Origin of the sequence: Pseudomonas putida (assembly GCA_041071465.1) — a bacterium.
Classification (GTDB): Bacteria; Pseudomonadota; Gammaproteobacteria; order Pseudomonadales; family Pseudomonadaceae; genus Aquipseudomonas; species Aquipseudomonas putida_P.
Genome location: CP163498.1, coordinates 5,656,439 through 5,676,555 on the forward strand (window position 1 = coordinate 5,656,439; position 20,117 = coordinate 5,676,555).

The following is a 20,117-nucleotide window of genomic DNA, read 5'->3' on the forward strand; positions in this document are numbered from 1 at the left end:
GCCGACCATGAATAGCATCGCGCCTCTGGGCGCCGGGCTCGGGCTGAAGGCCGAGCACTACACCGACGCCCTGCCGTGCCAGGCCAGTGGGCTGTGGTTCGAAGTGCACCCGGAGAACTACATGGTCGGCGGCCCGCGCAGGGCTTGGCTGCAACGCTTCGCCGAGCGCCACCCGCTGTCGCTGCACGGTGTCGCGCTATCGCTGGCGGCGGACGCCGCACCGGATGCGGCACACCTGCAACGCCTGCGGGCGCTGGTCGATGAGGTGCAGCCGACGCTGGTGTCGGAGCACCTGGCCTGGTCGACCTGGCGCGGGCTGTACCACCCCGACCTGCTGCCCTTCCCCCGCAGCAACGAGGCCCTGGCCCGCATCAGCGACAACATCTCGCGCACCCAGGATGCCCTGGGGCGTTGCATCGCCCTGGAGAACCCCAGCCACTACCTGCGACTGGAGGGGCATGACTGGGATGAAATCGGCTTTCTCAACGAGCTGGTGCGTCGCACTGGCTGCAGCCTGTTGCTGGATGTCAACAATGTATACGTCAGTGCCCACAACCTCGGGTTCAGCGCGGCAGCGTACCTTGAACGTTTTCCGGCTGCGGCCATCAGCGAAATACACCTGGCCGGCCACAGCCACGACTCCGAGGGCAGCCTGCTGATCGACTCCCATGACGCCGCCATCACCGCGCCAGTCTGGGCCTTGTATCAGCAGTTGATCGCCCGTATCGGCCCCCGCCCGACGTTGGTCGAGCGCGACGGCAACCTGCCTGCGTTCGATGAATTGCTGGCAGAGCGTGACACCGCCCAGGCGCTGCTCGATCAGGCAGGTACACGACCATGACACTTTCCCTTGGCCAGTTTCAGGACGCTTTCATCGACGCACTGTATCACCGCCCTGCCCCCCAACTGGCCGCACTGGCGGGCCAAGCTGCATTCTCGGTGTACCGCAACAGCGTGCTGGCAGGTGCTGTCGAAGCCCTGCGCGGCAACTTCCCCAGCGTCGAAGCGCTGGTCGGCCAGGCCTGGATGCAGGAGGTCGCCGCGGCCTACGCACAACGAATGCCGCCAGACGACCCACGGCTGATCCACTATGGCGCGGCCTTCGCCGCCTTTCTCGAACCGCTGCAGCGCCACTACGACATGCCTTACCTGGCCGATGTCGCCCGCCTGGATTTTGCCTGGTGCGAAGCATTTGCAGCGCCCCTGGAGCCCTGCCTTGTATTGACCGACCTGGCTGGGATGACCGCCGCAGACCTGGCAAACAGCTGCCTGGTACCACGAAGCAGCGTGCGTTGGCACTGGTTCGCACAGCACCCGGTTTTCACCCTGTGGCACTACAGCCGCGAGGGCCTGGCCTGGCCGCCAGAGCAGCCCTGGATCGCAGAGGGCGCGCTGTTGAGCGGCACGGCAGAAGGTGTCGCCAAACAAACACTGGAAGTCGGCGGCTGCGCCTTCCTGGATGCCTGCGCCCAAGGCCTGCCCCTGGAACAAGCCTCACAGGTCGCACTGTCGGCCCAGCCCGACCTGGACTTCACACAGCTACTCAGCCGCATGCTGGCGGCACAGGTCTTTCGTCCCCTGTCATTCGCCTGAAGGAGGCGTCATGGACACCACTCACCTCTCCCACCCCGGCAATGGCCTGCGCCAGCGCTGGAACCACCTTGCCGACCGGGTGCAGACGCTGTTGAGCGACACCCTGCTGTGCCTGGTGGCGCGCGTTGCCATCGCCTCGATCTTCTTCTCTCTGGCCGCACCAAAGTCGAGGGCTTGCTGACCATCACCCCCTCTACATACGACTTGTTCCAAGGCGAGTTCGCCCTGCCGCTGGTATCGCCCTGGCTGGCAGCCCACCTGGCCACCTACGCTGAACACCTGTTCCCGCTGCTGCTGGTGCTTGGCCTGTTCACACGGCTTTCGGCGTTCGCGCTGCTGGGTATGACCACAGTGATCGAGGTGTTCGTCTACCCCGATGCCTGGCCGACCCATTTGTCCTGGGCCGGCCTGTTGCTGCTGCTGATCGGGCGTGGAGCGGGTGCGCTGTCGCTCGATCGCCGACTGGGGCTGCGTTGAGGTGGCCCTCCCTGTCAGAGGGCCGGCACCTGCCGAGCATCTCTTCGCACGGCTTGAGGGGGTACACCAAACCCACGGATGAACACCTCGCGCATATGGCGACGGTCCCTGAAGCCAGCCTCCTTGGCCACCACATCCAGGCTGTGCCGACTCTGCTCGATCATCAGCCGGGCAGCCTCCAGGCGCAGGCTCTCGATGGCCTTGGCCGGTGACTGCCCGGTCTCGGCGGTGAACACACGGGTGAATTGGCGCGGGCTCAGGTGCACCACTTCGGCAAGCTCCTCCACGCTCAATGGGCGGCTTAGGTGTTTGCGTGCGTAGTCCAGCGCGCTCTGGATACGGTCCGACTTGGGCGCAAGCGACAACAGTTCGGAGTGCTGGGACTGCCCGCCGGAACGGCGTTGGTGCATGACCATCTTGTGCGCAACCGACCTGGCCATCTCGGCGCCCAGGTCCTTTTCCACCATGCCCAACGCCATGTCCAGGGCGGCGGTCATGCCGGCAGACGTCCATATGTTTCCATCGACGATGAAAATCCGGTCTTCCTCGACATCGATCTTGGGGTGCAATTCACGCAGCTTGGGCGCATAGGCCCAGTGGGTCGTTGCGCGTCGCCCATCCAGCACGCCTGCCTGCGCCAGCACGAAACAGCCGGTGCAAAGCCCTGCTGTGCGCCGCGCAGCATCGACGAAGCCCCGCACGCAGGCCAGTACCTCTGCACCGGGCGGCGTCCAGGGCGTCAACGTGCCAGTGACCATCCAGGTGTCCGCCAGGCCCGGGGCGGCCATGGGTAGCGTGTCGATATGCATCCCCAGCGAGGAGCGCACCATGCCGCCTTCGATGGAAAAATTCTCGATCCGGTAAACCGCGCTGCCCACGACGATGTTGGCGAGCTCGAACACGGTTTGCGTGGCCAGTGACATGATCTGGAAGCCTTCGGTGATCAAATAGCCGACCCGGTGCATGGTGGAAGCCCTCTGCGCAATGTCCTGAAACACTACCATATACGTCGTTTAAGACAAGCAGCGCCTTCTGCATCATGGCCACACATACCCAAACAACGGAGTATCACCATGACACAGGTATTCAAAGGCACCGCGCTCATCACAGGCGCCTCCACCGGCATCGGTTCGATTTACGCAGAGCGGCTGGCACGCCGCGGCTATGACCTGGTGCTGGTGGCACGCAACCGGGAGCGCCTGAACGCATTGGCCGGCCGGCTCACCAGCGAAACCCGACAGAACGTGGAAGTGTTCCCGGCAGACCTGGCCAATGCCGATGACCTGGCCAAGGTCGAACGCAAGTTGCGCGAAGACGCCAGCATCAGCGTGCTGATAAACAATGCCGGCATCGGCACCCATACCAGCCTGCTGGACAGCGATGTCGAGCGCATGGCCGAAATGATCACCCTCAACGTTACCGCCCTCACCCGCCTGACCTATGCGGCTGTACCTGGTTTTGTCGCTCGCGGGCAAGGTGCGGTCATCAACATCTCGTCCGTCGTCAGCCTGGCGCCAGAGCTGCTCAACGGCGTCTACGGCGGCAGCAAGGCCTATGTCACCGCCTTTACCCAAGCGTTGAACAAGGAACTGGCGGGCAAGGGCGTGAAGGTACAGGCGGTACTGCCTGGGGCCACCGCCACTGATTTCTGGCAAATCGGCGGCTTGCCGGTTGAAAACCTCGACCCCGCCATCGTGATGTCGGCCCAGGACCTGGTGGACGGCGCGCTGCAGGACTTCGACAACGGCGTGCTGATCTCCCTTCCATCACTGCACGACCTGCAAGCTTTCGACCAGTACGAAGCTGGCCGACAGGCCCTGTTCGGCTTGCTGTCCAGCAACCAGTTGGCGCCGCGTTACAGCGTTGAGTAAGGGCTGGCGTGGAGCGCTGGGACCTTGCCGCCAGCGCTTCATGCAACTTTCATTTCAAGAGAGAAAGTCTTGCGCTATTCAAGCTGTTTATCGACTCAATCAAAACGCATAGCCTGAACCCACTTTTCCAATCCCCAATGAGGTAGCGCCAATGAAGGCCGTCGTTTACACCCAGCCTGGGTTGCCGATCCAGGACCCACAGTCGCTGTACGACACACAACTGCCCACACCGAAACCTGGCGCCCGAGACCTTCTGGTTGAAGTCAGGGCCATCGCCGTCAACCCGGTCGATACCAAGATCCGTGCAAGCCGTGGTGGAGAGCAACCACAGGTCCTCGGCTGGGATGCGGTCGGCGTTGTCCGCGAAGTCGGCCCAGAAGTAACGTTGTTCCGGCCCGGCGACGAAGTTTTCTATGCCGGCGCCATCGACCGCCCTGGCAGCTACAGCGAATTCCATGTGGTGGACGAGCGTATCGTCGGGCACAAGCCCCGCAGCCTGGACAACGCCAATGCCGCTGCCCTGCCCCTGACCTCCATTACCGCCTGGGAGCTGCTGTTCGACCGCCTGGGCGTTGAAGAAAACGGCGGCCAGGGCCAGAGCCTTCTGGTGATCGGTGCCGCTGGCGGGGTTGGCTCGATCCTGGTGCAGCTCGCCAGCAAGCTCACCCAGCTGACCGTCATCGGCACCGCTTCAAGGCCTGAAACCCAAGCGTGGGTCAAAGCACTGGGGGCTCATCATGTCATCGACCACACCGAATCGATCCCCCTGCAACTGGAAACGCTCAAGCTTGACCCGGTCGACCATGTGATCAGCCTGACGCACACCGACACCTACCTCACCCAGCTGATCGAAGTGCTTCGCCCACAAGGCAAGCTGGCACTGATCGACGACCCGGCGCAACTGGATGTGGTGCCGCTCAAGCGCAAGTCGCTGTCCCTGCACTGGGAGCTGATGTTCACGCGCTCGCTGTACAAGACCGAGGACATGATCAAGCAGCATCAACTGCTCGAGCGCGTTTCGCAGCTGGTCGATGAGGGCGTGCTGAAGACGACCCTCGGCGAGCACTACGGCACGATCAGCGCCGAGCACCTCAAACGTGCCCACGCCATGATCGAGAGTGGAAAAGCACGTGGCAAGATCGTTCTGGAAGGCTTCTGATCGTGTGTTGACTCACCTTGCTTGAGCCTGCCAGCCGGTTTGCCGCTGCGTACCCTGTGCTGATCGGCTGCGCCCTGCAAAAACGTTGGAGGCAATTGGGCAAAAATCGGTTTCCTTTCTAGTATGAAGGCGTTGCAGCATTGTTGTTGCGTGTCCCGACGCCTCTCGACAAGGAACCGAGAATGCCCATACCCGTCGTTGCCCGTCATTGCCTGCCCATGCTGCTGGCCCTGACCAGCCTTTGTGCCTATGCCGAACAGGAGATACCGGCCGAGGGCACACAGCCGATCCGTGTACTGCTCGCCGCCGAGCTGGAAACCACCCTGTCCAGCCAGATGAACGGCACGCTGGGCGAATTGAAAACCAGCTTCGGTGAACGGGTGGCCAAGGGCGCGACCCTGGCCCGCTTCAACTGCAGCGAAGCCCAGGCACGGGGCAAGGTGGCGGTGGCCGAACTGGCCATGGCCCGGCAGAACCTGGAGGCCAGAAGCAGCTGCGCAAGCTGGATGCCGTGGGCGATATCGAAGTGGCCGCCGCCAACACCGAAGTGCAGAAAGCCGACGGGGCGCGGGCCATGGGCGAGGCACAGATGAGTTACTGCCAGGTACAAGCGCCGTTCTCCGGCCATGTCGCCAAGGTCTACGTCAAGCCTTACCAGACGGTCAGCGCTGGCACGCCACTGTTCGACCTGGTCAGTGATGGCGCCTTGAAAGTGCGCTTGAATGTGCCCTCCAGCCAACTGAAGACACTCAGCCCCGGCCAAGCGCTGCAAGTGCAGGTGCATGAAACCGGCAAGACCTACCCGGCGAAAGTCAGTGTGATCAACGCCAGGGTCGACGCGGTGGCTCAGACCGTAGAACTGGAAGCACGCTTCGACCAGCCGTTCCCTGAGTTGATGGCGGGCATGAGCGGCACGGCGCGGTTCGCGCCATGACCATGAACCAGCCATTGCCCCACCCCCAGCTGTTGCTGCAACTGGACGCCTTGCGCGACAAGGCCATGACCGCCGAGTCGTTGAATGCCCTGGCCTTCAGTATGGCCAACGACCTTTACCCGCTACTGCCGTTTCACCAAGCGCTGGTATTCAGGCAGGCCAAGGGGGCGCTCGAGCTGCTGTGCGTATCGGGCCTGGCGCGCCCCAGCGAAGACTCGCCCTACCTGGTCTGGCTCAAGCGCTCCAGCCGCTGGCTGGCTGAGCAGTTGACCGATCGAACACCTGCGTGGCTGACCCAGACCACGGCCACGCCCCCGCCAGACATTGCCGAAGGCTGGTCGGAATGGTGGCCGTCTGGCCTGCTCTGCGTGCCGCTGCATACGCAAGAAGGTGAACGCCTGGGCGTGCTGGTGCTGTTGCTCGAAGAAGCCCCGCCCGCTGCGCTGTACCAGCACCTGGACGGTCTGACCCGTACCTGGGCTTACTGCTGGAGCGCCCTGACCCGCCGCCAGCGCCTCGGCCGCTGGCGCCCCAGCCGCCGCCAGGTGCTGCTGGTCGCGCTGCTGTTCGGCGCCCTGCTGCTGGTGCCCGTGCGCCAGACTGCACTGGCGCCGGCGCAAATCGTTTCGCGCCAGGCGCAGATCGTCACTTCACCGATCGATGGGGTGATCAACCAGGTACAGGTACGCCCCAACCAACCGGTCGAGGCCGGTACACCCTTGTTCGCCCTGGACGAAACCACCCTGCGAAGCCGCGCCGATGTGCTCGGCAAAGAAGTTGCAGTGGCCGATGCCGAGCTTGTGGCCGCCAGCCAGCGCGCCTTCGACAACCCGCAAAGCAAGGGCGAACTGACCTTGCTGCAAGGCCGGGCCCAGCAGCGGCGCGCGGAGCTTGCCGCCGTACAGGCGCAGCTCAAGCGTACCCAGGTGCTGGCACCACGGGCCGGCGTGGCGGTATTCAGTGACCCCAACGACTGGCTCGGCAAACCTGTCTCGACCGGCGAACGGATCATGCAAGTCGCCGACCCTGCGCAACCGGCGATGCAGATTCAACTCGCCGTGGCCGATGCCATCGCCCTGGAGCCGGGTGCAGAAGTCACCCTGTTCCTCACCGCCTACCCGCTCAGCCCGCTCAAAGGCAAAGTCCTTGAAACCAGCTACCAGGCCAGGCCTGCCGACGATGGCGTGGTGGCCTACCGCCTGCTGGCCAGCATCGACGAGCATGCCGCGCATGCCCGCCTTGGCCTGCATGGCACAGCCAAGCTCTACGGCGACCGGGTGATACTCGGCTATTACCTGCTGCGCCGACCGTTGGCCAGCCTGCGGGCTTGGAGCGGCTGGTGATGCTCGATCCCGCCGACCTGCCATTGCCGCCGCTGCGCGAAGACCTGCGCCTGTGCGAAGCGGCCGACAACCGCGACGGCGAGCCTGCCTGGATGATCCACGACACGGTCATCAACCGCTTCTACCGCATCGGTTGGCTGGAATTCGAATGCCTGCTGCGCTGGGGCCAGTCGCCCCGCCAGATCAGCGCCCAAGTGTCACGCGACAGCGCACTGAACCCGGATGTGGAACAGGTGCTGGAGCTGCGTGCGTTTCTCGAACAACACCACTTGCTGCGCCCCGGCAGCGAGCAACTGGGCCGGCTGCAGGCGCAGAGCGAAGCGCGCACCTGGTCAAGCTGGCGCTGGTGGCTGCACCACTACCTGTTCTTTCGCATCCCGCTGCTGCGCCCGCAAGTGGCGCTGCAGCATTTGGCCAAAGCCCTGGGCTGGCTGTTCCACCCACTGACCGGCCTGTCGGTGGTCGCGCTGAGCTTGCTGGGCATCATCCTGGTGATGCAACAGTGGGACAGCTTCACCCATGCGGTGGTGGAGTCGTTCTCCAGCGAAGGGCTGTTGAGCTTCGCCCTGGCGCTGATCGTCGCCAAGACCTTGCATGAGCTGGGCCATGCATTGGTGGCCACACGCCTGGGGTTGCGGGTCGGGCACATGGGCGTGGCCTTTCTCGTGCTGTGGCCCATGCTGTACACCGATACCGGCGAAAGCTGGAAGCTCAAACGTCCCCGCCAGCGACTGGCGATCGCCTCGGCAGGCATCGCCACCGAACTGTCCCTGGCGGGCCTTGCAACCTTGGGCTGGGCGCTATGTGACGACGGCCCGCTGCGCAATGCCCTGCTGTACCTGGCGACCACCAGCTGGGTGTTGTCACTGGCGCTCAACGCCAGCCCGTTCATGCGCTTCGACGGCTATTTCATCCTCAGCGACCTGCTCGACTTTCCCAACCTGCACGAACGCGCTTCCGCGTTGGCACGGGTTGCCCTGCGGCGCAACCTATTGGGGCTGCAGGAAGCGTGGCCAGAGCCGTTCCCTGTCGGGCAACGTCGGTTGCTGGTGGCATTCGCCTTCGCCACCTGGTTGTACCGCCTGGTGCTGTTTCTGGGTATCGCCGTGGCGGTGTACCTGTTCTTCTTCAAACTGCTGGGGATCGTTCTGTTCATGGTTGAAATCGCCTGGTTCATTGCCTTGCCGGTGAAGCGCGAGCTGAACCATTGGTGGCAGCAACGTACACGCATCCCGGGGCGGCGCAAGCAACTGTTCTACCTGGGCCTGGGGTTGGCCGTGCTGGCGCTGGCGATCCCTTGGCACAGCCAGGTGGATGCCGTAGGGGTGGCCCGCGCCGAGCATCAACTGCGGGTCTACACGCCCTACCCAGCGCGCCTGCAAACCCTGCGTGAACAGGGCCCGGTCAAGGCCGGCGAAGTGCTGGCAGTGCTCGACGAACCCGACCTGGACTCACGCCTGCGCAGCAGCGAAGCCACCGCCCGCAGTTATCAGGCACGCCTGTCCGGCCTGCTGGCCGACCCGGCCGGGCTGAGCGTGGACGCGGCCACCCAGCAACGCCTGAGTGTGCAAAACGAAGAGGCGCGTGCCGCACGCAACGAAATCGCCCGGCTTAACCTGCAAGCGCCGTTCGCAGGCACCTGGTTGGACCACGACCAGGACTTGCGCCCCGGCCAGTGGGTCAGTCGCCAGGAGCCCCTGGGCATCCTGATCGACCCCAGCCGTTGGCAGATCGATGCCTATGTGGCGCAGGACCAGGTTCACCACCTGGCCGTCGGCAACCCCGTACTGTTCTATCCCGAGGGGCAGGCCAGCGCCTTGCGCGGCAAGGTCCTGGCCATCGGCAGCACGCGCGCCAGCCAGCTGGCCCACCGCATGCTGTCTTCGCACTTCGGCGGGCCGGTACCAACCGGCTCGCAACCGCTGGTGCCCAACAACGCCATGTTCCAAGTACTGATCGCACTGGACGAGCCTCCTGCAAGCCTGCACGAGATGCGTGGCAGGCTGAAGATCGAAGGGCAGCGGCGCAGCGTACTAGGGGAACTGGGCACCTGGCTGGCGTCGGTAGTGTTGCGCGAAAGCGGCTTCTGAACGACCGCACCGGCCATGCTTGCACCAGAATGGGAAGCGACTACGCTTGCTGAGATCCCGATTCTGGTGACGTTTCTGCGAGCAGGTATTCATCATGGACATGAAGAACAGAGCCGGTATCGGCGCTACCTTGCGCCCCCGGTCACAAACCCTGGCCCTCGAACAACGGATTCTGTTCGACGGTGCAGCCGCTGCCGCTGTCGACCAGCAGCACAGCGACCCCGGTCACGCCGAGGCCAAGGACACCAGCCACCCCGCCCCCACCGCCAGTGAAGCGCAAACCACCGCCGCACCCGCCGCCCAACCGCGCAACCTGGTGGTGGTCGACGCCCGCGTGGAAAACCGCGACCAGCTCGTCGCCAGCCTGCCGGCCGGCACCACCGCACTGGTCGTGGACGCAGGCCAGGACGCCATCGCGGCCATCAGCAATACCCTGGCGCAACTGGGCAAGGTCGATTCCATTCAGGTGTTCTCCCACGGCGCCGCTGGCCAGTTCACCCTGGGCAACCAGGTGTTCACCCAGCAATCCGTCGAGCAACTGGGCGAGCGCCTCAGCGCATGGCGCGGCGAACTCAATGCCGGGGCCGACATCCAGCTGTACGGCTGCGACGTCGGCGCCGGCAGCAGCGGCCAGGCGCTGGTTGACGAACTGGCGCGCTGGACCGGCGCCGATGTCGGCGCCTCGAACAATGCCACCGGCAGCCAATTGGCCGGTGGCGACTGGCGCCTGGAAGTGCGCAGCGGCGACGTGGACAAGACCATCGCCCTGGCCGCCTCCACGCTGACCAGCTTCCAGGGCCTGCTGGCCGATGCCAGCCCCACCGCAAGCCTTGGCAGCGGTGGCGCCGAAGTGCAGCTGGGCGAACAATTCACCTTTACCGTCAGCTTCACCAACCCCTCGACCCAGGAAGGCTACGCCCCTTATCTCGACCTGTTCATGCCCGCCACTGGCCGTGACGGCAACGATGGCGCCACATTCGTGTCCGCTACCTATCTGGGACAGGCAGTGAACAGCTTCGTGATCACCTTCGATGCCAACGGCAATGCCAGCCACCCGCTGGCCAAGGATGCCAGTGGCAATGCACTGGTAATCAATGCCGCCAGTGTCGGCATGAAGCCCGGTGACCAGATGGTGGTGCTGCAACTGCCTTACGCCAGCGTGACCAATGGCCAGCCCAGCATCGACATCCAGGTCACCGGGCTGTTGAGCAACCTGGCCGATACCAGTTACTCCGATGGCGCGCCCAACCTCACCATCAATGCCAGGGCCGGTTTCGAGTACGGCAACGACTCGCTGAACAACCCGGTTCAGGACCCAAGCCTGGTCGAAGCCTCGCTGCACAGCTTCATCATCACCCCCACCCTGCTCAAGGTCACGCAAACGGTCAACATGCCCGAAGGCGAAACCGTCACCGGCCCCAACTACACCCGCACCCAGACGGTCACCGTGACCCGGCCCCCGGCCAGACCCTGACCAACGTCACCGTGACCCAGACGGTGCCCGATCAGGTCCATGTCAGCGCCATCACCCCAGGCCCCGGCGGCACGCTGACGTCGGTCACCCTGCACGACGGCACGGTGCTGACCGACCCCGCGCTGATCGCAGCAGCGTTGGCCAACCCCAACGCCTTCGTGGCCAGCTATGCCATTCACTACGACAGCCTGAGCGCCGCCAGCGAAACCCAGGTGAGCTTCTATGTGCCGGAAATCGACGCCAATGGCCGCCCAGTGCTCGACCCGACTACCGGCAACCCGGTCACCATCAATTTCGGGACCGCCAGCGTCACAGGCGGCTGGAACCCGCTCGACCCGCGCGACCGCCCGCTGGACCCGGACGGCTACCCGTTCAGTGAAACCGGCAATGGCCAGGGCGTGACCTTCGTCGCCAAGTCGATCACCTTGCTCAAGCAAGTCGACCTGCAGAACGACGTCGGCAGCGTCGGCCTCACCCCCGGCGACACCCTGCGCTACACCATGGACGTGGCCATTTCCGACTTCTTCGCCTTCGGCGAAAACATCCTCGAGCAAGGCCAGTTCACCGTCACCGACCAGCTCGGCGACGGCTTGACGTTCAGCTCAGCCAACCCACCCACCCTGCTGCTGCAGGGCAACGGCACGTCGTTGAGCATCGCCCTGGTCTTTACCCAGACGGTGAACGCCGACGGCAGCACCACCTTGGTGTTCGACATTGCCGAATCCATTCGCCAGGCAATCGCCGGCCCCGGCGTGGCGGCCTTGTTCGGTGACCTCTACGACGATACCGAACAGAACGGCGCTACCGGCCTGCGCATCGTCTATGACGCTACTGTCGACACCACCTACACCACCGACCACCCGCCCCACGACCAACTCAACGAAGGCGACAGCGTGGGCAACAATGCCATCGTGGCCGCTACTGTGCTGCGCGATGCGTTGAACATCGGCGGCACCCAGACGGATGGTTCCAGCACCCTCAGCACCATCGAAACCTCCAACGTCGATATCGAGCTCACCCAGGTCAACGGCGGTAACCCGCCCGCCAACGGTGAGCTGCGCCCAGGCGATGTGGTGACTTTCACCATCAGCTACGACTTGCTGATAGCCGACTACGAGAATTTCAAGCTTACCGCCTACCTGCCGCTGCCATTGCTGGATGCCAGCGGCATCAGCTGGAGCTTCGGCACCGGTGTCGGGCAATGGAGCATCGGCAGCGGCAACACCATTCTGGACGTGCCGGACAGCGTCACCACCGGCCCCGGCAACTCCATCGTCTTCGACTTCGGCAACTACGCCTCCGGCGGCCTCAATGGCGGCACGGTGCAAGTGCGCTTCACCATGGTGGTCGGCGACCAGCCGTTCGCCGACCAGCGTGAACTCGACGTGCTGGCGCAATCGAGCCAGACCACCACGGTGGACAAGACCGTGCTCGTCTCCTCGGACGTGGCGGTGATCGAGTCGGTGGCCGAACCGGTGCTGGACATCAAGCACGGGGTTGTCTCCAGCAGCAACGGCACGGTCACCGGCACCACGGGCAGCTGGAACGCACCCGGCACCAGCGGCGTGCCGTTCGGCGGCAGCGTCACCAGCCTGGCGGCGGTGGACGGCAACGTCAGTGGCATCGACGGCGCCGACACCCTGCGCCTGGCCACCGCCCTCAAGAACACCGGTGGCGGCGGTGCCTACGATGTCAGCACCAGCATCACCCTGCCCACCGGGCTTGCCTTTGTCGGTGGCAGCCTGGCGGCGGCCAACCTGCAAATCTACCGTGGCGACGGCACCTTGCTGGTGGCCGGCACCGACTACAGCGTCAACGGCAGCACCATCACGTTCCTCGACGCCAATGGCCAGGCCACCCTCCTGGCTGGCCGTGCAGGCACCGCCAGCGACTTGTCCGGTGCCAACGTGGTAGTCATCACCTACGACGTCACTGTCAACGACGCGATCCTCGCCTCCAGCACCCTGCAAAGCAGCGCAGCGCTGACCAACTACGCCAGCGTCAATGGCGGCCAGGACTTCACCCCAACCGACCTGGTGGAAGTCGCCAACCAGCAGGTCGCCGCCCCTGGCATCAGCAAGACCTACCAGAACGGCAGCCTCAGCGACGATGATTCCAGTGCCGCGCACACCACCGGCAGCAACCTGGTGGTCGGCGAAAGCATGACCTACGACATCGTCATCACCTTGCCCGAAGGCGTGACCAGCAACCTGCGCCTCAACGACCTGATCCCGCCCGGCCTGCGCCTGGACCCACGCTTCAATGGCAACCTCGGCTACCAGCTGATTACCACGGTGGCCGGCAGCGCGGCGCTGACCGCAGACTTCAATGGCAGCGTCAGTATCAACCCACTCACGCCGGACGGCAGTGACGGTGCCGACCTGCAACTGGTGTTCAGCAGTGCCGGTGCCAACGCCGACAACGTAACCGGCAACAACAGCTTCGTCATCCGCCTGGTACTGGTGGCCAGCAACGTGACTGGCAACCAGCAAGGCACCACGCTGAACAACGGGGCGCAACTGGTATACAGCGACCCCGACGGCGATACCCCCAATGGCGCCACGCCGGTAGAGCGCAACGTGGTCAGCGCACAGCAACCGAGCGTCACCATCGTCGAGCCGACGCTGACGGTGACGCAACAGATCACCTCTACGCCGGTGTTCGGAGGTTACGAAGACGGCGACGTGGTCACCTTCGAGATCGTCATCACCAACACTTCGGGTACCAACGCCTTCGATATCAGCCTGCTCGACGGCCTGCCCACCGAACTCTCTGGCGTCAGCATTACCGGCATTACCTACAGCGGTGGTGCGACCAACAATGGCGGCGCGGACTTCATCATCCAGGGTGGCCAACTGATCAGCGTCAGCGGGGCCAATATCGACATCGCCAACGGCGGTCGCATCGTGCTGCAACTGACCGGCACCGTGAACGCCACGGCAGCCGGTGAAGCGGCCTTTGCCAACGCCGTGGAGGTGCGCTGGACCAGCCTTGACGGCAGCAGCAATGCGATCGACACCGTCAATGGCGAACGCAGTGGCGAAGATGGCCTGCTCAATGGCGGCAGCCTGAACGATTACCGACTGGCATCGTTGCTCACCTTCCAGGTCAGCAACGGCGTGCGCATCTCTCGGGTAGGCGGCGTCACCGACACGCCCCCGCCACCAACAGCAGCGGCGTGACCGACACCAGCGGTGTTTCCGAGACTGTGGTGGTCGGTGAAATCGTGCGCTATCGCGTGGCTGTGCTGGTGCCCACCGGCGACAACCCTGACTACCAGATCCGCATCGAACTCGCCGCAGGCCTGGAGTTCATTCCCGCCAGCCTCAACAACATCCTCATCGCCTTCCTGTCCAACACCCCTACCGGGCTGACCACCGATGCCACCAACCTGATCAGCAGCGGCACCTTGAGCATGCCGGGCAACGAGCTCAGCGATGTGGCGCAAGGCATCAACCCAGATCTGTCCGGCGCCGTACCGACCGGGGTGTTCGACATCAACAATGGGCGGCTGGTCATTACCACCCATGCAGATGGCAGCCAGACCGTCACGTTCAGCCTGGGCAACCTGATCAACAACGAAATCAACGACCCCGATGTCGAAGGCGTGGTGCTGGAATTCAACGTGCGCGTCAGCAACGTGGCCAGCAACCAGGCCGGTGCCAACCTGGGCGTGTCGGCCCACGAACACGTCGGCCTCAACGGCGGCGTGGACAGGGGCAAGAGCGACACCCTGTTCGAGCGGGTGGTCGAGCCCAGCTTCGTCAACCTGGACAAATCGGTCATCGACGTCAGCCCAGGCAACGGCACCACCAACGCCACGGTTTCGGTAAGCTTCACCCAGAACGGTGACGTGCCCGCCTACAACACTCACCTGGCCGACCAGTTCCCCAACGGCAGCAACTACCTGGTACAAAGCATTCTGCTCAACGGCGCGGCGCTGGACCTGGCCAACCTGCCGGCAGGCGTCAGCTTCAGCGACGGTACGGGAATTTCACTGGGCTTCGATCGCCTGGCACCAGGCGACACCGTGCAGGTGATCTACACGGTCACCCTGCCCAACGTCACCATCGCCGACAATGCTGCCAGTTCTGCGGTACTGACCTGGACCAGCCTGCCCACCGACTTCGAGAACAACGGCTGGGGCGGCTCGCTGCCCGCCATCGCCGGTGGCGCCACCGGTGAGCGCAACGGCCAGGACGGCGCCAACGGCCTGAACAACTACGTGCTCAGCGAAGGGGCTGGCATGGGCGTGATCCAAGGCACGCTATGGGACGACACCCGCAGCGCCACCGACAGCGTCACCCCCGATGGCCCAGGCCTGGACGGCATCGACGTGACCCTGACCTGGGCCGGAGACGACGGCCAGTTCGGCACCGCTGACGATCGCACCTTCACCACCGTTACCGCCAATGGCGGTTTGTACCAGTTCGCCCTATTGCCCTCGGGCAGCTACCTGGTGGCCGTGGCGCAAGACCATCAAGCAGCGGCGAACAACAACTTCCGGTTACGCATCGACAGCGATACCGGCACTGCGGCGAACGGGCTTGGCGGCATCAACCTGGCCTTGGGCGAAGGCTCGACTGGCACCGCCGATGCCGGCTACGTGCACCTGAACGAAGCCCCGGTCAACACCGTGGCCGACCAACAGGGGCTGGAAGACACGGTGCTGCACCTCACGGGGCTGGCCATCAGCGACGTGGACGTGAATGCTGGCAATGCCGACGGAGTCATGACCATTACCCTGTCGGTACTCCACGGGGTGCTCTGGCAAAGCGCCACCCCTCCGGCAGCCAATGCCACACCACCGGCCGGTGCCGGACGCAGCCTGGTACTGACTGGCACCCTGGCCGAGTTGAACGCACTGCTCGCGCAGCTTTATTACAAAGGCGACCAGGACTTCAACACGGCACGCACCGCCGAAACCCTGACCATGGTCACCAACGACCAGGGCAACTACGGCGACCACCCGCTCAACGGCGACGGTATTCCTGGGCAAAACCCGGTCGATGCCCTGACCGACACCGACGTGATGAACATCATCATCACCCCGGTCAACGACGCGCCCATCGCCAACGCCGACCTGGCGATCGCGGTGGAGGCCGGCGGTTTCAACAACGGCGACCCGGGCGTGAACCCGACCGGCAACGTGCTGCTCAATGACACCGACGTCGATATCCAGACCAACGGCGACGTGCTTACCGTCACCCGCATTGCCAACAACCTCACGCCAGGGGGTGTGGCGGTGGGCGACAATCTCGTCACAGTCTTGCAGGGCCTCTACGGCACCTTGGTCATGCGGCCCAATGGGGGCTTCCAGTACATCGTCGACAACGACAACCCCGCTGTGCAGGCGCTGCGCACCGCTGGCCAGTTCATCAGCGAGTTCTTCAGCTACGACATCGTCGACACCGGCGGCCTGGGCAGCAGCGCGGTGCTGCAGATCAACATCCACGGTGCCAACGACACGCCGATCGCCCACGGCGACGTCGCCACTGCCATCGAAGCCGGGGGCACCAACAACAGCACACCGGGCCAGGACGCAGTCGGCAACGTGCTGGACAACGACACTGACGTGGACTCCCCAGCGCTGGGCGAAACCAAGCATGTCACCACCCTACGTTTCGACGGCCCGGGCGGCGGGCGCATCATCCCCCTGCCCAGCGGTGGGTCGACCACCATGGTGGCCAATTTTGGCACCCTGACCCTCAACACCGACGGCAGTTACCGCTACGTGGTCGACAACAACAACGCTGCCGTCCAGGCGCTGTCCCCCGGCCAGACCTTGGTCGAACAGTTCAGCTACCAGATGGCCGATACTGATGGCCTCAGTTCCATCAGCGTGCTGGTTATCACCATCCAGGGTGCCAATGATGCGCCGGTGGCCGTGGACGACCATGGCACCGCCACTGCCGGTGCCAGCGATGGCAGCCCAGCACCGGTCAATGCCAGTGGCAACGTGATCACCGGCAACGGTGGCGTGGGCGCAGACACCGACGTCGACAACCTTGACCAGCCAACCGCCACCCAGCTCAAGGTCGACGGTGTGCGCAGTGGCCTGGAAAGCACCGGGGGTGCACTCACCCCGGTCGGCGCCGGCAGCCCCGCAGCCATAGACGGCAGCGTGGCCCGGCTGGCCGACAACAGCCTGATCAGCGGCAACTTCGGTCAGCTCATCCTCAACCAGGACGGCACCTACACCTTCATCGTCAACAGTGCCGACCCTGCCATACGTGCCTTGGCGGCCGGGCAAAGCCTCGACGTGATCTTTACCTACCAGATCCACGACAGCGGCGGCCTGACGGACCAGGCGCAGCTGGTGATCACCGTCACCGGGGTCAACGACCCACCCGTGGTCAACGCCGTCAGCATCGACGCCATCGAAGCCGGCGGCCTGAACAACGCCATCGCCGGCGTCGATCCCAGCGGCAACATCAGTGCTGCCTACAGCGACCCCGACGGCGATACCCTGAGCATCAGCGGCGTGCTCAGCCCAACGGGGGTGACAGGCATTCTCGGGCAACCACTGGCGGGCAACTACGGCAGCCTGGTCCTGGATAGCCAGGGCAACTACCGCTACGTGGTAGACAACGCCAACAGCGCCGTGCAGGCCCTGCGTACCGATGCCGACCGGCTCACCGAGGTATTCCAGTACAGCGTCAGCGATGGTAACGGCAAGACCGTCACCGCCACCTTTACCGTGGTCATTCACGGTCGCAATGACACGCCGATCGCCGCCAATGACAGCGCCATCGCCGTCGAAGCCGGTGGCGTGAACAACGGCACGCCAGGCCAGGCCGGCAGCGGCAATGCCCTGGGCAATGACCTTGATGTGGACGCCGGTGACAGCAAGACGCTGGATGGTGTTTACCTGGGCACCCTCGCCGCCGGCGGTACGTTCGTCCAGGTTGGCGCGGGCGCCACGCAGGTAGCCGGTAGCTACGGCACTTTGAGCATCGATGCCAACGGCAATTACGTCTACACCGTCAACGACAGCCTGGCGGCCGTACAGGCTCTCAAGGCCGGCGAAAGCCTGGTCGAAACCTTCAGCTACCGCATGCACGACACCGAAGGTGCCAGCTCCCAGGCACAAATCACCATCACCATCGAAGGGCGCTACGACACCCCCGTGGCCCATGATGACCTGGCGTACGCGGTGGCCACCGATGACGATGGCAATGGCGGGCGCAACCCCACCGGCAATGTGCTGAACAACGACACTGACGTGGATGCCAATGACAGCAAGACCGTCACCGCCGTGGGTGTGGGCGAAGAAAGCAGCAACCCGACGCTCGACCCGCTGACCGGCAGCGCCACCGTCACCACCAACTATGGCACCCTGACCCTCAATGCCGACGGCAGTTACCGCTTCGTGGTCAACTCCAGCGACCCGGACATCATCGCACTCGGCCCGTTGGGCTTCGTCATCCAGCGCTACACCTACCAGGTCACCGACGGCGGCGGCCTGAGCGACACCGCGACCCTCTTCGTGCTCATCCGCGGTGAAAACCAGCCACCGGTGGCCAACCCTGACCAGGGCCTGGCCATCGAAGCCGGCGGCCTGGACAACGCCATCCCCGGCAGCAACCCGTCCGGCAACGTGATGGACAACGACAGCGACCCCGACACCATCAACATCATCGTGCCGGAAACCCTCGAAGTGCTGGCGTTCTGGAGCGGCGACGGGCCATTGCCAGGCAGCCCCACCGCAGTCGGGCAAACGTTGCGCGGCCAGTACGGCGACCTGACCCTGAACGCCGACGGCAGCTGGAGCTACGTGCTCGACAACAGCCTGGCAACGGTGCAGGCACTGCGTGTCAGCGGCCAAACCCTGGTGGACAACTTCACCTACCTGCTCACCGACCTCTGGGGCGGCACCGCCAACGGCCTGCTGAGCATTACCATCGACGGCCGCAACGACGTCCCGGTAGCCCACGATGACACCGCCATCGCCGTGGAAGCCGGCGGTGTGAACAATACCGGCGCGGGGGTAGACCCGCGCGGCAACGTGCTGGACAACGACACCGACGTGGACGGCGTGCAGTACGGTGAGAGCAAGACCGTGCTGCAGTACAGCGCCGAAAACGGCCAGACCGCCAGCGCCGGCCAACTGCTGCAAAGCCTGTATGGCACCCTGCTGATCAGTGCTGACGGCAGTTACCAATACCTGGTCGACAACACCAACCCCATCGTGCAGGCCATGCGCAGTGCGAACGAAACATTACGCGAAGTGTTCACCTACCGCATGCGCGATACCGCTGGCGCCACCTCCGAGGCACGTCTGAGCGTGACCGTCCAGGGGGCCAACGACAACCCGGTGGCCCGCGATGACAGCAACACTGCCAGTGACCAGGTACCAGCGCCGCACACCAGCGGTAATGTGCTGCCCAACGACAGCGACGTGGACGGCGGCGATAGCCTGACCGTCACGGGTATCCGCAGCGGCCAGGAAGGCGCCAGTGGCACTGCCGGTGTCATTGGCCAGCCCATCGCCGGCCGCTACGGCACCCTGGTGCTCAATGCCGACGGCAGCTACACCTACACCATCGACCTGAGCAACCGCGAGGTGCTGGCGGCGGCGGGCCTGGGGCAAGTGCTCCAGGACTATTTCACCTACACCGTCAGCGACCTGGCCGGTGCAACCGACCAGGCCCAGCTGACCATCACCCTGGATATTTCCACGCCTTACATTCCACCGGGGCCGTACCTGGACCGCGACAGCCAGGAAAGGTTGGGCGGCTTGCCGCTGCCGGAGGTTACGCCAGCGATCTACGTCACGCCGGTGGTGGAACAGATCAACCAGTCCCTGACCCTGTCGGCCTGGGGAGCCGATGGCAGCAACGTTCAATTGTTCGCCACACCCGAAATCGAAAGCCAGTCCCTCGGCGCCCAGCTTGGCCTGGTCAACGGCCAGTTCGTCGCCAAGGCAGTGGCCGCCAGCCGGTTGGCCAGCGAGGAGGACAAGGACTGGGTCGACGGCCGCCAGGGCGTCATCAGCCTGAGTGCCGATGGCCTGTTGCCAGACCCGTCACTGTGGGCACCTCTGCCTCGTGACATGGCGCCTGAACAACGCGCGCAGCCGGCGAACGGCTTCCGCGCACAATTGCGCGAAGCCGCGCAGCGTCGCGGTAGCAACGCACCATGACGCCGATGTCTCATCACGGATTGAACAAGGA

Annotated in this window: 7 protein-coding genes and 3 pseudogenes; 9 read left to right on the top strand and 1 reads right to left on the bottom strand. The window is 64.5% G+C overall.

Annotated elements, in window-relative coordinates; translation table 11 throughout:
- Positions 1-7: 7 nt before the first annotated feature.
- The 3 genes and pseudogenes from AB5975_26000 to AB5975_26010 all read left to right on the top strand — a co-directional run bounded on the left by AB5975_26000 (position 8) and on the right by AB5975_26010 (position 2,070).
- Positions 8-841, top strand: a complete 834-nt coding sequence (locus AB5975_26000; protein XDR19891.1) for a DUF692 domain-containing protein — start codon at positions 8-10, stop codon at positions 839-841.
- Positions 838-1,593, top strand: a complete 756-nt coding sequence (locus AB5975_26005; protein XDR19892.1) for a DNA-binding domain-containing protein — start codon at positions 838-840, stop codon at positions 1,591-1,593. Before AB5975_26000 ends, AB5975_26005 begins: the two co-directional genes overlap by 4 nt.
- 10 nt (positions 1,594-1,603) lie before the next feature.
- Positions 1,604-2,070: pseudogene (locus tag AB5975_26010) on the top strand (DoxX family protein).
- A gap of 14 nt (positions 2,071-2,084) precedes the next feature.
- Here the strand turns inward: AB5975_26010 and AB5975_26015 are convergent.
- Positions 2,085-3,035, bottom strand: a complete 951-nt coding sequence (locus tag AB5975_26015; GenBank protein XDR19893.1) for a GlxA family transcriptional regulator — start codon at positions 3,033-3,035, stop codon at positions 2,085-2,087.
- 108 nt (positions 3,036-3,143) lie between these two features.
- On the opposite strand from AB5975_26015, the gene AB5975_26020 reads away from it, so the two are divergent.
- From AB5975_26020 to AB5975_26045, 6 genes and pseudogenes are all read left to right on the top strand, one after another.
- Positions 3,144-3,941: an SDR family NAD(P)-dependent oxidoreductase gene (locus AB5975_26020; GenBank protein XDR19894.1), complete on the top strand. Its 798-nt coding sequence runs from the start codon at positions 3,144-3,146 to the stop codon at positions 3,939-3,941.
- 151 nt (positions 3,942-4,092) lie between these two features.
- Positions 4,093-5,100, top strand: coding sequence for a zinc-binding alcohol dehydrogenase family protein (locus tag AB5975_26025; protein ID XDR19895.1), 1,008 nt, complete (start codon positions 4,093-4,095; stop codon positions 5,098-5,100).
- 182 nt (positions 5,101-5,282) lie between these two features.
- Positions 5,283-6,025, top strand: a pseudogene (locus AB5975_26030) (efflux RND transporter periplasmic adaptor subunit).
- 5 nt (positions 6,026-6,030) lie between these two features.
- Positions 6,031-7,377, top strand: a complete 1,347-nt coding sequence (locus AB5975_26035; protein XDR19896.1) for an efflux RND transporter periplasmic adaptor subunit — start codon at positions 6,031-6,033, stop codon at positions 7,375-7,377.
- Positions 7,377-9,467: an HlyD family efflux transporter periplasmic adaptor subunit gene (locus AB5975_26040; GenBank protein ID XDR23036.1), complete on the top strand. Its 2,091-nt coding sequence runs from the start codon at positions 7,377-7,379 to the stop codon at positions 9,465-9,467. The genes AB5975_26035 and AB5975_26040 overlap by 1 nt, the downstream gene beginning before the upstream one ends.
- A 94-nt stretch (positions 9,468-9,561) precedes the next feature.
- Positions 9,562-20,086: pseudogene (locus AB5975_26045) on the top strand (VCBS domain-containing protein).
- The last annotated feature ends 31 nt before the right edge of the window (positions 20,087-20,117 follow it).

What these genes read in the sequence shown, in the direction of transcription:
- AB5975_26000 (XDR19891.1), top strand. Translation starts at nt 8, where the DNA reads ATGAATAGCATCGCGCCTCTGGGCGCCGGGCTCGGGCTGAAGGCCGAG.
- AB5975_26005 (XDR19892.1), top strand. Translation starts at nt 838, where the DNA reads ATGACACTTTCCCTTGGCCAGTTTCAGGACGCTTTCATCGACGCACTG.
- AB5975_26015 (XDR19893.1), bottom strand. Translation starts at nt 3,035, where the DNA reads ATGCACCGGGTCGGCTATTTGATCACCGAAGGCTTCCAGATCATGTCA.
- AB5975_26020 (XDR19894.1), top strand. Translation starts at nt 3,144, where the DNA reads ATGACACAGGTATTCAAAGGCACCGCGCTCATCACAGGCGCCTCCACC.
- AB5975_26025 (XDR19895.1), top strand. Translation starts at nt 4,093, where the DNA reads ATGAAGGCCGTCGTTTACACCCAGCCTGGGTTGCCGATCCAGGACCCA.
- AB5975_26035 (XDR19896.1), top strand. Translation starts at nt 6,031, where the DNA reads ATGACCATGAACCAGCCATTGCCCCACCCCCAGCTGTTGCTGCAACTG.
- AB5975_26040 (XDR23036.1), top strand. Translation starts at nt 7,377, where the DNA reads ATGCTCGATCCCGCCGACCTGCCATTGCCGCCGCTGCGCGAAGACCTG.